We start from the raw sequence: 14,024 nt of genomic DNA, 5'->3' as shown, positions 1-14,024 counted from the left end.
AGGTTCGCGCTGTAGACTGCTGATTTTAAATCGCTATTGCCGATTTCACAGAATCAAACGGCACTCTTTTCCAGCCGCGCTACCTCTGCCTTCACGCCTTGCACCAGAAGCTCGGCAAATCGGCTCATCCTTGCCTGTCCCGGCTCGGCTGCGGGGCGGATCAGGAAGAAACTGCGCCTGAGCGAGAAGTGTTCCGTCAGAACGCGGCGCATGTCCGGGGCCGCCTCGAGCGCGAAATCATGCACCACGCCGACCCCGCCACCTTGGCGCAACAGGTTCAGTTGGACCGAGACCGAGTTGGACGCCAACGCCACCCGCGCCACGCCCGCACCGGCCAGATAGTCCAGCTCGCGGTCAAAGATCATGTCGGGGATGTAGCCAACGATCCGGTGCGCGGCGAGATCGGCCAGTGTGTTGATCGGCGCGGCCGATTCGAGATAGCGCGTGCTTGCCGCGAAATGCAGTTTGTAATCGGTGATCCGCTGCACTGTCAGCCGCCCTGCCGTGGGCGCGCTGACGCCAATGGCCAGGTCCGCCTCGCGCCGCGACAGGTTGAAGACGCGGGGCAAGGCGACGATCTGGATGTCGAGGTCGGGATGCGCCTCGGACAGTTGGGCACAGACCTGCGGCAGCAAATAGTTCGCACAGCCATCCGGTGCGCCCACCCGGATCTGGCCGCTGAGCGAGGCCGCACCCGCCCGATGCGCGGCCCCACCCTGCCCGGCCAACGTGTCGGTGGCGGCATGCAGCATCGCGCCCGCAGCCTCGGCCTGTTCCAGTAGCCGCTGACCCGCTTCGGTCAGCGCATAGCCTTGCGGAGACTTGGCGAACAGCGCCACCGCGAGTGTCCGCTCCAATCGCGCAATACGTCGCCCCAAAGTTGCCGCATCCAGTCGCACCACCTTGCTGGCCGCCGTCAGCGTCTCGGCCCGCGCGACGGCCAGAAACAGTCGAATGTCGTCCCAATCTGTATGCATATACAGCCTTTTCAGTCTCTTACCAAAGTTTGCAAATAGACCTGCACGTATTTGCAAACTGCCTCATCATGCAAAAATGCAAAATGATTTTGGCCAGTTGCCCCTTTTACCGCGCATTTTGCAAGACTATCCTGCCCACAATCCGGAGCTTGTGATGCGCTCCACCCACCCCAGATCCGCGTGACCCAGCGCAGAGGAGCAAGCCATGCAAGAACTGACCCACTATATCAACGGCGCCCATATCAAAGGCACATCCGGGCGTTTTGCCGATGTGATGAACCCGGCCACGGGTGAGGTTCAGGCCAAGGTGCCGCTGGCCTCAACGGACGAAGTCGCGCAAGCGGTCGAACTTGCCGCCAAGGCGCAGCCCGCGTGGGCCGCCGTCAACCCGCAGCGCCGCGCGCGGGTGATGATGAAATTCGTGGACTTGTTGAACCGCGACATGGACAAGCTGGCCGAGGCCCTGTCCCGCGAGCACGGCAAGACCCTTCCGGATGCCGCTGGCGACGTGCAGCGCGGGCTGGAAGTGGTCGAATATTGCATCGGCGCGCCGCACCTGTTGAAAGGCGAATATACCGACAGCGCGGGCCCCGGCATCGACATGTATTCCATGCGTCAGGCCCTTGGGGTCACCGCCGGGATCACGCCGTTCAACTTCCCCGCCATGATCCCGATGTGGATGTTTGCCCCGGCCATCGCCTGCGGCAACGCCTTTATCCTCAAACCCTCAGAACGTGATCCATCCGTGCCCCTGATGCTGGCGGAACTGATGGAAGAGGCGGGCCTGCCCAAGGGCATCCTGCAGGTGGTGAACGGCGACAAGGAAGCAGTGGACGCGATCCTGCACAATGACGTTGTGCAATCCATCGGCTTTGTCGGCTCGACCCCGATTGCGGAATACATCTACGCCACGGGCTGTGCGAACGGCAAACGTGTGCAATGCTTTGGCGGTGCCAAGAACCACATGATCGTCATGCCCGACGCGGATATGGATCAAGCCGCGGACGCGCTGATTGGTGCGGGATATGGTGCGGCGGGTGAACGCTGCATGGCGATTTCCGTGGCCGTCCCTGTCGGGGACGAGACTGCAGACCGCCTGATCGAGAAACTGGTGCCCCGCATCGAAAAGCTGAAGGTGGGCCCCTACACCGCTGGCAATGACGTCGACTATGGCCCCGTGGTCACGGCCGCCGCCAAGGCCAATATCGAGCGGCTGGTGCAGTCCGGGATCGATCAGGGCGCGAAACTGGTTGTGGATGGGCGCAACTTTAATCTGCAGGGCTATGAGGACGGTTATTTCATTGGCCCGCACCTTTTTGATCACGCCACCAAGGACATGGATATCTACAAACAGGAAATCTTTGGCCCCGTTCTGACCACCGTGCGTGCGCAAAGCTATGAAGAGGCGACCGGCCTGGCCATGGATCATGAATATGGCAACGGCACCGCGATCTTTACCCGTGACGGTGATGCGGCGCGCGACTTTGCCAACCGCGTCAATGTCGGCATGGTGGGCATCAACGTGCCAATCCCGGTGCCGCTGGCCTATCACACCTTTGGCGGCTGGAAGAAATCGGTGTTTGGCGATCTGAACCAGCATGGGCCGGATGCGTTTAAATTCTACACCCGGACCAAAACCGTGACGGCGCGCTGGCCCTCGGGCATCAAGGAAGGTGGCGAGTTCTCTATTCCGGTCATGGAATAAGGGCGCAGGGCCAGAACACAAAAAGGGGCGCGGTCTGGCTGGACCGCGCCCCTACTGATTGCACAAATCGACCCGGTTCAGGTGGTTTTGGCCTTCCGCCGACGGATAACACTCATCCCGCCAAAGGCGCCAAGCAGCAACCAACCCGCAGCAGGCAACGGCACGGGCGTGGCGTCGAGCACACCAAAATATGACACGTGGCTGATGCCTTTCACCTTGGTTCCGTTCTCGATGATGTTCATGTTTGCAAAGTCGTTGTCATACCACAGGCTCGACACATCGCCATCGACCAACAACACCGCAGTCAACGTATGGCCGGGGCTGACGATATTGCCGCCTGCAGAAACAGGCTCCCCGCCACTGAACGACGCGTTTGTGAAGTTGAAGTCCAATTCGAGCCCGATTCCGGCATCGGACGAGCTCGTGCCGAGTGCGATATTCCCGGCGTCGACGCGACCAAGCGTGATCAGGTTCATCACGCCAAGCGCGGCCATGACCTGCGCCAGTTCGTTGGCTTCGGTCGCGGGGGTCACTTTGGGCAGGTCATGAATGACCGCAGCACGTGCGGTTCCACCGGTCAGGACCATGCTCGCTGCGAGCACGGTGGTAATTGCAAAGGTTTTTATCAACGTCATCATTTGTAAATCCACTCTTTATGCGCAGAACAGGCCGACCCAAAAAAATTGAGCCCCCCGGGAGTCCACTGAAATGCTGTGGCATCGGGCGACAGGCGGCGACGCGACATATTTTTAGCAGACATATCCACAACGAAACACAAAAACCGCACAATCCTGCCGCAATTCCCGCAGGGGTCGAAAATTTTACGGTGATTGCTTCCAATCAAGGCAACTTGGCGAAATTGTTCACTGGTCTTTCTACCAATGGTGGCACGCTGCCGTAGATCCAAGCGAATCGCCTGCGGCCAAACGGGCGCTGGCACCCACAGATATGGGTGTTTCTTTCCGAACCGAACGTGCCATATTCCACCCAAAGTCGGGAGGATGCATGGATTTCGCGCTGACAGAAGAACAGGTGTCGATTTTCGACATGGCCCACGCCTTTGGCGCAGACCAGATCGCCCCCCATGCCCGCGCCTGGGAGGCGGCTGGCACCATCCCCAAAGAGTTGTGGCCCGAGGTTGGTGCGCTTGGCTTTGCCTCTCTTTACGTCTCCGAAGAGGCCGGGGGCGCGGGGTTGACCCGGTTGGATGCGACGCTGGTCTTTGAGGCCCTCAGCATGGCCTGCCCGTCCGTTGCCGCCTTTTTGTCGATCCACAACATGTGCGCCAAGATGATCGACACCTTCGCCAGCGACGATCTCAAGACCCGCGTGATGCCGCGCGTGCTGAGCATGGAGACGGTGCTGAGCTATTGTCTGACCGAACCCGGCTCAGGCTCGGACGCTGCGGCCCTGCGCACCCGCGCCGAGCGCACCAACGAGGGATACGTGCTGAACGGCACAAAGGCGTTCATCTCGGGTGGCGGTTATTCCGATGCCTATGTCTGCATGGTGCGCACGGGCGAGGACGGGCCCAAGGGCGTGTCCACTGTCTATGTCGAGGACGGCACGGAGGGGCTGAGCTTTGGCGCATTGGAAGAAAAGATGGGCTGGCGCAGTCAACCCACGGCGCAGGTCCAATTCGACAATTGCAACATTTCGGCCGCCAATCTGATCGGAGAAGAGGGTCAAGGTTTCAAATATGCGATGATGGGGCTGGATGGAGGACGTCTGAACATTGCCGCCTGTTCGCTTGGGGCTGCACAGACGGCCCTGAAGTCCACCCTCGCTTATATGGGTGAACGAAAGGCGTTCGGCCAACCCATTGACCAGTTCCAGGGGCTGCAATGGCGCCTTGCGGATATGGAGATCGAATTGCAGGCCGCGCGCACCTTTTTGCGCCAGGCGGCGTGGAAGCTGGACCAGGGCAGCCCGGATGCCACCAAGTTCTGCGCAATGGCCAAGAAATTCGTGACCGAGACGGGCAGCAAGGTCGTGGATCAGTGCCTGCAACTGCATGGCGGCTACGGCTACCTCTCCGATTACGGCATCGAAAAACTGGTGCGCGATCTGCGTGTGCATCAGATTCTCGAAGGCACAAACGAGATCATGCGCGTGATCGTGGCGCGTGACATGTTGAAGAACCGATGAGCGACATCACTCGGCTCGACATTGGCACGCGAATGAGCCAGGCCGTGGTCCATGGCAACACCGTCTATCTGGCCGGGCAATGCGGCACTGCCTTTGCCCCCATTGCGGATCAGACCCGCGAGGCGTTGCACCGGATCGAGGATCTGTTGAACCGCGCAGGCTCTGACAAGACACGGCTTTTGACGTTCACAATCTGGCTCGCCGATATTGCGGATTATGACACGGTGAATGCCATCTGGGATGCATGGATATCACCGGGCACCGCCCCTGCCCGCGCCTGTTGCCAAGCGCCATTGGGCGGTGAAGGATACGGCATCGAAATCATTTGCACGGCGGCCCAGTCATGAGCGACATCTCCATCCGCATCACCGGGCGCGCGGGCCGGATCACCTTGCAGCGCCCGCAAGCGCTCAACGCGATGACCTACGAGATGTGCACGGCCATCGAGCGCGCCTTTGATGCGTGGCGCAACGATCCGAATGTCGATGTGGTGGTGTTCGACGCCGAAGGGGATCGCGCCTTTTGCTCCGGCGGGGACATTGCCGAACTTTATGCCACCGGCATGGCGGGCGACTTTGCCTATGGCCAGAAATTCTGGGCCGATGAATATCGCCTGAACCACAAGATTTTCCAGTTCCCCAAGCCTGTGGTCAGTTTCCTGCAAGGCTTCACCATGGGCGGCGGGGTCGGCATCGGCTGTCACGGCTCGCACCGGGTGGTGGGTGACACGTCCCAGATCGCCATGCCCGAATGTGGCATTGGCTTGCTGCCGGATGTGGGCGGCTCGCTGATGCTCGCCCTCGCGCCCGGGCGTATGGGCGAATATCTGGGCACCACAGCGGCGCGGATGAATGCGGGCGATGCGATTTTCGCTGGCTTTGCAGACCTCTACATCCCAGAGGCGCAATGGTCTGCCCTGATCGCGCAACTTGAAGCAACCGGCGACCCCAGCCACCTTGAGGCCGCAGCCACACCCCCGGCCCCCGGCCCGATCTCTGTCCAGATGGGCGATATCGACCGCCACTTTCACGGCGCCTCTTTGGGCGATGTCCTGACCACCTTGCGCGGCGAAGACAGCGATTTCGCCCGCACCACCCTCAAGTTGATGGGCCGCAACAGTCCCCTGTCCATGGCCTGCACCATCGAGGCGCTGACCCGTCTGCGCGGGCCCAGCCTGACGCTGGAAAAGGCGCTTGATCTTGAGTACCGCTTTACCGCGCGGGCGATGGAGCATGGCGATTTCCTCGAAGGCATTCGCGCCGCCATCATCGACAAGGACCGCGCCCCGCAATGGCAGTTCGCCGATGGCAAAGTGCCCGCCACCGCCGTCAGCAAGATGTTGATGCCGCTTGGAAAAATGGCACTGAAATTGGGAGGAACGGGGATGAAGATCGGATTTGTGGGACTGGGCAATATGGGTGCGCCGATGGCGGCCAATCTGGTCAAGGCGGGCCATGAGGTGACGGGGTTCGACATCGCCAACGTCCCGCCCGAAGGGGTGCACACCGCCGCATCGGCGACGCAAGCCGCCGAAGGCGCCGACATCGTGATCACCATGCTGCCCAATGGCGCGATCCTGCGCGCCGTCGCGGACGAAGTCATCCCGGCCATGGGTGCTGGCACAACGCTTATCGACTGCTCAACCGTTGATGTGGACAGCGCGCGTGCCGTCGCCGCCCAGGCCGACGCGGCAGGCATTCTGTGCGTCGACGCGCCCGTTTCGGGTGGCATCGGCGGGGCCGCTGCGGGCACGCTGACCTTCATGGCGGGCGGAAATGCAGCAGCCTTTGCCAAGGCTGAACCACTGTTCGAGATCATGGGCCAAAAGGCGGTACATTGCGGCGATGCGGGCGCCGGGCAGGCCGCCAAGATTTGCAACAACATGATCCTTGGCGCGACGATGATTGCCACCTGCGAGGCCTTTGCGCTGGCCGACAAACTGGGGCTCGAGCGGCAAAAGATGTTCGATGTGGTCAGCACGTCTTCGGGCTTTAGCTGGTCCATGAATACCTACTGCCCAGCCCCCGGGATAGGCCCCGAAAGCCCGGCGGACAATGACTACAAACCGGGCTTTGCGGCCGAATTAATGCTGAAAGACCTAGGACTTAGCCAGCAAGCGGCCGAAACAGTCGATGCCGACACGCCGATGGGCGCGCGCGCGCTTGAACTGTACCGGACCTTTGTCGAAGACGAGGGCGGAAAAGGGCGCGATTTCAGCGCCATGCTGCCCCGCTTTGCGGCGCGGTCGCGCAGCTAAAAGCACTTCTTTAACGCCTCTGGCCGATCCTGCACCCCGCACATATGATTCGGGGAATGCAGATGCCACCATCACGGCCCATGGAAGATGCACATTTGCTGGCTGCCGCGCAAAAGGTTGCGTTGGTTGCGGACGAAACCATTGATGCATCCTTGCGTTTCGTGCGCGAACATCTGGGCATGGAAATCGCCTATCTGTCCGAATTTGTTGAGGATGATCTGGTGTTCCGCGCTGTCGACGCCCCCGGCTTTGAGGCGGTTGTGAGCGCGGGCGACAAGATGCCGCTCGAGGCCGCCTATTGCCGCCACATCCTCGAAGGGCGGCTGCCCGAACTGATCCAGGACACCAGCGCAGAGCCGCTGTGCCAGACCATCGACGTGACCCACGCGATCCCGATCAAAAGCCATGTGAGCATCCCGATCCTGCGCGCAGACGGAACACCCTATGGCATGTTCTGCTGCCTCAGCCGCCAAAGCCGCGCAGATCTGAACCTGCGTGATCTTGATGTGATGCGCGCCTTTGCGGCGATCTCGGGCGAGCAGGTCAATAACCGCCTGACACAGCACCACACCTCAATGACATTGCGCAACCAGACGCTGTCGATGATCGAGGACAAGGACTTCGACATCGTCTACCAGCCGATCATGGATGCGCGCACCCGCAAACCCAAGGGATTTGAATCGCTGTGCCGCTTTCGCTCTGATCCCTACCGCCCACCAAATGTGTGGATCGACGAGGCGCGGCAGGCGGGTCTGCAACAGGAACTCGAAGTCTGCCTGATAGAAGCAGCGCTCAAGGCGCTCGATCACCTGCCGGACAACGTCTATGTCTCGGTCAACTCCTCCCCCGATACGGTGGCGTCCGGCGCGCTTGCCGACGTACTGATGCCCTGGCCTGCCGAACGCATTGTGCTGGAGGTCACCGAACATTCGATGGTCGCCGACTACGACAAGCTGTTGAAAGAACTGGATGTCTTGCGCTTTCGCGGCGTGCGGCTGGCGATTGACGATGCGGGCGCTGGATATGCGGGCCTGCAGCACATCGTGCGCCTGCATCCCGACATTATCAAACTCGATATCTCACTCACCGCGCAGATCGACACCAGCGTGGTGCGCCGTTCGCTGGGCGCCGCACTTGTCAGCTTTGCCCGCGAAATAGGCGCCGACATCGTGGCCGAAGGAATCGAAACCGGCGAGGAACTGGACACATTGACGGGCCTCGGTGTGCCGCTGGCGCAAGGCTATTTCCTTGGCCGTCCCAGCGATCTGGAAACAGCCGTCAATTGGTTTGCGGAAGAAGACGGTCAGGCCAGCGCCTGAAACGCCGGCCCACGCCTTATTCCGCCGCCACTTTTCGCGCTGACAACATCGATTTGAGGTAGTGGCCTGTATGGCTTTCCTCAACTTCGGCGACCGCCTCGGGTGTGCCGGTGGCCACTACACGGCCCCCGCCATCGCCACCCTCGGGACCAATATCGATGATCCAGTCAGCGGTTTTGACCACATCAAGGTTGTGCTCAATGACAATCACCGAATTGCCCTGGTCGACCAGTTCATGCAGCACTTCCAACAGCTTGCGCACATCCTCAAAATGCAGGCCGGTTGTCGGCTCGTCCAGAATATAAAGCGTGCGACCGGTGGAGCGTTTGGAGAGCTCTTTTGACAGCTTGACCCGCTGCGCCTCGCCCCCCGACAGGGTCGTGGCCTGCTGGCCGACCTTGATATAGCCAAGGCCCACCCGCATCAGCGCGTCCATCTTTTCCCGGATCGTCGGCACCGCCTGAAAGAAACCCTGCGCATCCTCGACGGTCATGTTCAGCACATCCGCGATGGACTTGCCCTTGAACTTGATCTCGAGCGTTTCGCGGTTGTAGCGCGCGCCTTTGCAGGTTTCGCATTCCACGTAGACGTCCGGCAGAAAGTGCATCTCGATCTTGATGACACCGTCGCCCTGACACGCCTCGCAGCGCCCGCCCTTGACGTTGAACGAAAAACGCCCGGGTTTGTACCCGCGCGCCTTGGATTCGGGCAGCCCGGCAAACCAGTCGCGGATCGGGGTGAAGGCGCCCGTATATGTCGCAGGGTTGCTGCGTGGCGTGCGCCCGATGGGGCGCTGATCGATGTCGATGACCTTGTCCAGATGTTCGAGCCCCTTGATGGTTTCACAGGGCGCCGGGGTCTGGCGCGCGCCGTTGAGGCGCATCGAGGCGGTCTTGAACAGCGTCTCAATCGTGAGCGTCGATTTGCCCCCGCCCGACACGCCCGTCACGCAGACAAATTTGCCCAGCGGGAAATCCGCCGTGACGTTTTGCAGGTTGTTCCCGGTGGCCTTGACCACCGTCACCTTCTTGTTGCCCTTCTTGCCCTTGCGCCGTGTGGCGGGCACCGGAATTTCGCGCTTGCCGGACAGGTAGTCCCCGGTGATCGAGCCGCTGGCGATGACTTGAGCCGGGGTGCCGTGGGCCACAACTTCGCCGCCATGCACGCCTGCGCCGGGGCCGATGTCGAACACGTAATCTGCTTCTCGGATCGCTTCTTCGTCATGTTCGACGACGATCACAGTATTGCCCTGATCACGCAGGTTCTTGAGTGTGCCGAGCAGCCGATCATTGTCGCGCTGGTGCAAACCGATGGAGGGTTCGTCCAGCACATAGAGAACGCCCGTCAATCCGGAGCCGATTTGCGAAGCCAGACGGATGCGCTGGCTTTCGCCACCACTTAATGTACCACTTGAACGTGACAGCGTAAGATATTCCAATCCAACATTATTCAGAAACCCAAGACGTTCACGAATCTCCTTGAGGATCGCCCGCGCAATCTCGTTTTTCTGCACCGTCAGATGTTCGGGCACAGCCGAGCACCAGTCGAACGCCTCGCGGATCGACATCTGCACCACCTGACCTGCATGCAGCAGATGATCCGGATCACCCGCCGGGCCGATCTTGACCGCGAGCGCCTCGGGGCGCAGGCGATAGCCCTCGCATGCACCGCAGGGACGGTTGTTCTGATAGCGCTCGAATTCTTCGCGGATCCAGTTCGAATCCGTCTCGCGATAGCGGCGTTCCATGTTGGGGATCACACCCTCGAACACGCGGGTCACCTGATAGACGCGGCCGCCCTCGTCATAGCGAAACGGAATTTCTTCCTCACCCGAGCCATAGAGAAACACCTGCTGCACAAAGGCGGGCAGGTCTTTCCACTTGGTCTGCTGGTCGAATTCGTAATGTTTCGCAATGGCTTCGATGGTCTGCAGGAAATAGGGTGACTTGCCCTTGCGCCACGGGGCCAGCGCCCCGTCATAGATTTTGAGGTTCTGATCCGGCACGACAAGGCGCTCGTCAAAGAACAGCTCTTGCCCCAGCCCGTCACAGGTTGGACAGGCCCCGAAGGGCGCGTTGAAGGAGAACAGCCGCGGCTCGATCTCTGGGATTGTGAAGCCACTGACCGGACAGGCGAATTTTTCCGAGAACGTCATCCGCTCGGCGTCACCCTCCGCCGGAGCCGTCTCAAGAACGGCGATCCCGTCGGCAAGGTCCAGAGCGGTGCGCAACGAGTCCGCCAACCGCGTTTCCAGCCCCTCGCGCACCACGATGCGGTCCACCACCACGTCGATGTCATGGCGAAATTTCTTGTCGAGTGTGGGTGGTTCATCGAGTTCGTAGAAGGTGCCGTCGACCTTGACCCGCTGGAAGCCTTGTTTGCGCAGCTCTATGAATTCCTTGCGGTATTCACCCTTGCGGTCGCGGATGATCGGGGCGAGCAGATAGGCGCGTGTGCCCTCTTCCAGCGCCATGATCCGGTCCACCATGTCCTGCACCTGCTGCGCCTCGATGGGCTTGCCCGTCTCGGGGGAGTAAGGCGTGCCGACCCGCGCGAACAGCAGCCGCATGTAGTCGTAGATCTCGGTAACCGTGCCAACGGTCGAGCGGGGGTTTTTCGACGTTGTCTTTTGCTCGATCGAAATGGCGGGTGACAGGCCGGTGATGTGATCCACATCAGGTTTCTGCATCATGTCGAGGAACTGGCGGGCATAGGCCGACAGGGATTCGACATAGCGGCGCTGTCCCTCTGCATAGATCGTATCGAAGGCCAGCGACGACTTGCCCGACCCGGAAAGCCCAGTGATCACAACCAGTTGGTCGCGCGGAATATCCACGTCGATGGATTTGAGGTTATGCTCGCGCGCGCCGCGCACCTCGATGTTCTTTTGCTCGGCCATGATCAGCCCCCCGATTAACACTTTGTACATAGGCCAGCAGCGCGGCAGCGCCAATGGAAAAATGAGAACATGGCGTGAACATGCGCGTTACTGACACGCGATGTCAGTGGCGCCGCCGCGCCGCCATCCACGCATGCACGCCAAAGCCGGTTGAGAGCACCAGAATGGACGTCCAGATCAGCCCGGGATAGCCCGCAACTCCCAGAATCGCGAGCAGCGCGGGCGTGCCCAGCGTGTTGCCCAGATTGCCGGTTTGCGCCAGAGCGCCGTAGGATTGGGATTGAGTAGCGGCGGTCTGATTCAACTGCGGGATTGCGGCAAACGTCGCCCCCTGCACCAGCCCCAGCGCACCCGCCAGCGCAAGGCAGGCCGCCGGAAAGCCCGGCATCGCCAGCAGCCAGAACAGCGATGCGACACAGGCGGCAAAACCGATCTGGACCAGCGCAACCGCGCTGATCAACCGCAGCGCCGCCACCCCCAGCGTCATGGACACCGCGATGGACACAAGCGGCATCGCCCCCATCACCCAGGCCCGCCAGTCCGGCGCAATATAGGGCGGCAGCACGGTCAGGATGGCGAGAAAGCAAAAGGTGTAAAACAGCCAACCTGCCCCCGGAGCCGCAATGGTGGGCGAGCGGTAGATGGTGACGTGATCGCGCAGGATGCCGCGCAGTGACAACCGGCCTTCGGATGGCAGTTCGAGCGGGCGCAGGAACAGTGTCAGCACCACGGCAAAGACGGCCATCCAGATGCCATGCGCGATGAACAGCGCAGGCAGCCCGCCCGCCTCGACCAGGGGCAGGCCAAGGGCGACAAGCACGGTAAAAGCGACGCCGAAAAACGTGCTCCACAAGGTGAGGGTAAAGCCACGGTGCCGGTCCGTGCTGAGTTGCGAGATGAGCGTCGGGGCGGCGACGACGATGGCCAGATGCGACATCCCCTCGATCACGCGGCTGGCCAGCATCAGCGGCAGCGCAGGCAAGAGCGCCTGAAACAGCGACACCCCCGCCCCGGCCCACAGCGCCCAAAGCATCGCGCGCCGATAACGGATGCGCGCGACCACCAGCCCGGCGACAACGCCGAGGATGATGCCGACAAAACCAACAAGCGAGACGATGAACCCAAGGGCCGTGCCCGCGTCCGGGTACACGTCGCCCAATTGGTCAAAGATCACGCTGATCTTGGCATATTGACCGGCCGCGCCAAGGCCCGCGCCCCAGAGGACAAAAACGAGGGGGAAGTTGGTGCGCTCGGACATATGCCCCCGCTACGCCGGAACGGCGGGGGCTGCAAGCGCGGGACCTACATGTGGATGACGCGGTCGTAGGCGTCGAGCACGGATTCGTGCATCATCTCGCTCAGCGTCGGGTGCGGGAAGACGGTGTGCATCAGGTCTTCTTCGGTGGTTTCGAGCGCCTGGCCCACCACATAGCCCTGGATCAATTCGGTGACTTCGGCCCCGATCATGTGGGCGCCCAAAAGCTCGCCGGTTTTGGCGTCGAACACGGTTTTAATCAGTCCCTCGGGCTCGCCCAAAGCGATGGCCTTGCCATTGCCGATAAAGGGGAACTTGCCGACCTTGACGGAATATCCGGCCTCTTTCGCCTTGGCCTCGGACAGGCCAACGGAGGCGACCTGCGGGTGACAATAGGTGCAGCCTGCAATGGAGTTGGGTTTGATCGGGTGGACGTCATTCTTGCCCGCGATCAACTCGGCCACCATGACCCCCTCGTGCGAGGCCTTGTGGGCCAGCCACGGTGCGCCCGCGATATCGCCGATGGCATAGACCCCGTCGACACCGGTGCGGCAATATTCGTCCGTGATCACGTGGGTGCGGTCGATCTTGACGCCAAGCGCCTCCAGCCCCAGCCCCTCGACATTGCCGACGATGCCGACCGCGGAAATCACCGTGTCAAAGTCGTGCTTTTCGACCTTGCCGCCCACTTCGATATGGGCGGTGACCTTGCCCTTGGCGCGGTCAAGCTGCTTGACCATCGCCTTTTGCATGATCTTCATGCCCTGCTTTTCGAATGACTTCTTGGCGAAGGCCGAGATCTCTTCATCCTCGACGGGCAGTACGCGGTCCATGACTTCGACGACGGTGGTGTCAGCCCCCAGCGTGTTGTAAAAGCTGGCAAATTCGATGCCGATGGCGCCAGACCCGATGACCAGCAGCTTTTTCGGCATGCGTTTCGGGGTCAACGCCGCCTTGTAGGTCCAGACCAGATCGCCGTCCGCCTCAAGCCCCGGCAGTTCGCGGGCGCGCGCGCCGGTGGCGAGGATGATGTGCTTGGCTGTAACCTCTTCGGTGCCCTTCTCGGTTTTGACGGACACGCGGCCCTTGGCGGGGATGGTCCCCTCACCCATGATCACCGTCACCTTGTTCTTCTTCAGCAGATGGCCGATGCCGCTCGACAATTGCCCGGCCACCTGACGCGAGCGTTTGACCACGGCGTCGAGATCATAGCCGACATTGTCCGCCTTCAGGCCAAATTCCTTGGCGCGGTGCATGAGGTGAAAGACTTCGGAAGAGCGCAGCATCGCCTTGGTCGGAATACAGCCCCAGTTGAGGCAGATGCCGCCAAGGTGCTCACGTTCCACAACGCAGGTGCTCAGACCCAGCTGGGCTGCACGAATGGCCGCCACATAGCCACCGGGGCCCGATCCAACCACCACCACGTCAAAGGATTTCGCTGCCATATCACTGTCCTCGCCAAGC

At 61.2% G+C, this 14,024-nt stretch carries 10 protein-coding genes and 1 pseudogene; 6 read left to right on the top strand and 5 right to left on the bottom strand.

Going from position 1 to position 14,024, the window contains the following annotated elements; translation table 11 throughout:
• Positions 1-53: 53 nt before the first annotated feature.
• The gene (locus tag Q1A89_RS16840) at positions 54-977 is read right to left on the bottom strand and encodes a LysR family transcriptional regulator (protein WP_299730958.1); all 924 of its coding nucleotides are present in this window, start codon (positions 975-977) and stop codon (positions 54-56) included.
• Positions 978-1,182: 205 nt separating this feature from the next.
• On the opposite strand from Q1A89_RS16840, the gene Q1A89_RS16835 reads away from it, so the two are divergent.
• Positions 1,183-2,682 carry a CoA-acylating methylmalonate-semialdehyde dehydrogenase gene (locus Q1A89_RS16835; protein WP_299730955.1) on the top strand — a complete coding sequence of 500 codons (1,500 nt, stop codon included), beginning with the start codon at positions 1,183-1,185 and terminating at the stop codon, positions 2,680-2,682.
• A 77-nt stretch (positions 2,683-2,759) separates the two neighbouring features.
• Here the strand turns inward: Q1A89_RS16835 and Q1A89_RS16830 are convergent, their stop codons facing one another.
• Positions 2,760-3,320, bottom strand: a complete 561-nt coding sequence (locus Q1A89_RS16830) for a VPLPA-CTERM sorting domain-containing protein (RefSeq protein ID WP_299730952.1) — start codon at positions 3,318-3,320, stop codon at positions 2,760-2,762.
• A 367-nt stretch (positions 3,321-3,687) separates the two neighbouring features.
• Between Q1A89_RS16830 and Q1A89_RS16825 the strand changes: the two genes are divergently transcribed.
• From Q1A89_RS16825 to Q1A89_RS16810, 5 genes and pseudogenes are all read left to right on the top strand, one after another.
• Positions 3,688-4,830, top strand: coding sequence for an acyl-CoA dehydrogenase family protein (locus Q1A89_RS16825; RefSeq protein ID WP_299730949.1), 1,143 nt, complete (start codon positions 3,688-3,690; stop codon positions 4,828-4,830).
• Positions 4,827-5,177 carry a RidA family protein gene (locus Q1A89_RS16820; RefSeq protein WP_299730945.1) on the top strand — a complete coding sequence of 117 codons (351 nt, stop codon included), beginning with the start codon at positions 4,827-4,829 and terminating at the stop codon, positions 5,175-5,177. The genes Q1A89_RS16825 and Q1A89_RS16820 overlap by 4 nt, the downstream gene beginning before the upstream one ends.
• Positions 5,174-6,172 (top strand): annotated as a pseudogene (locus Q1A89_RS23530) (enoyl-CoA hydratase/isomerase family protein); the annotation flags it as partial. The gene Q1A89_RS16820 and the pseudogene Q1A89_RS23530, both read left to right, overlap by 4 nt.
• A 42-nt stretch (positions 6,173-6,214) precedes the next feature.
• Entirely contained in the window at positions 6,215-7,087 is an 873-nt protein-coding gene (gene mmsB, locus Q1A89_RS23525; RefSeq protein ID WP_366524509.1) for a 3-hydroxyisobutyrate dehydrogenase, read from the top strand.
• 80 nt (positions 7,088-7,167) lie between these two features.
• Complete coding sequence (locus Q1A89_RS16810) at positions 7,168-8,406, top strand: EAL domain-containing protein (protein WP_299730939.1); 1,239 nt, start codon at positions 7,168-7,170, stop codon at positions 8,404-8,406.
• Between the two features lie 16 nt (positions 8,407-8,422).
• On the opposite strand, the gene uvrA is transcribed toward Q1A89_RS16810, so the two are convergent.
• From uvrA to lpdA, 3 genes are all read right to left on the bottom strand, one after another.
• Positions 8,423-11,305: an excinuclease ABC subunit UvrA gene (uvrA, locus tag Q1A89_RS16805; RefSeq protein WP_299731948.1), complete on the bottom strand. Its 2,883-nt coding sequence runs from the start codon at positions 11,303-11,305 to the stop codon at positions 8,423-8,425.
• Positions 11,306-11,408: 103 nt separating this feature from the next.
• Entirely contained in the window at positions 11,409-12,563 is a 1,155-nt protein-coding gene (locus Q1A89_RS16800; protein ID WP_299730936.1) for an MFS transporter, read from the bottom strand.
• A gap of 44 nt (positions 12,564-12,607) precedes the next feature.
• Positions 12,608-14,005, bottom strand: coding sequence for a dihydrolipoyl dehydrogenase (lpdA, locus tag Q1A89_RS16795; RefSeq protein ID WP_299730933.1), 1,398 nt, complete (start codon positions 14,003-14,005; stop codon positions 12,608-12,610).
• Positions 14,006-14,024: the final 19 nt, after the last annotated feature.

Origin of the sequence: uncultured Tateyamaria sp. (assembly GCF_947503045.1) — a bacterium.
Taxonomy (GTDB): Bacteria; Pseudomonadota; Alphaproteobacteria; order Rhodobacterales; family Rhodobacteraceae; genus Tateyamaria.
The sequence above is the reverse complement of the archived record's forward strand: the minus strand, read 5'-3'. Positions and strand labels throughout refer to the sequence as shown.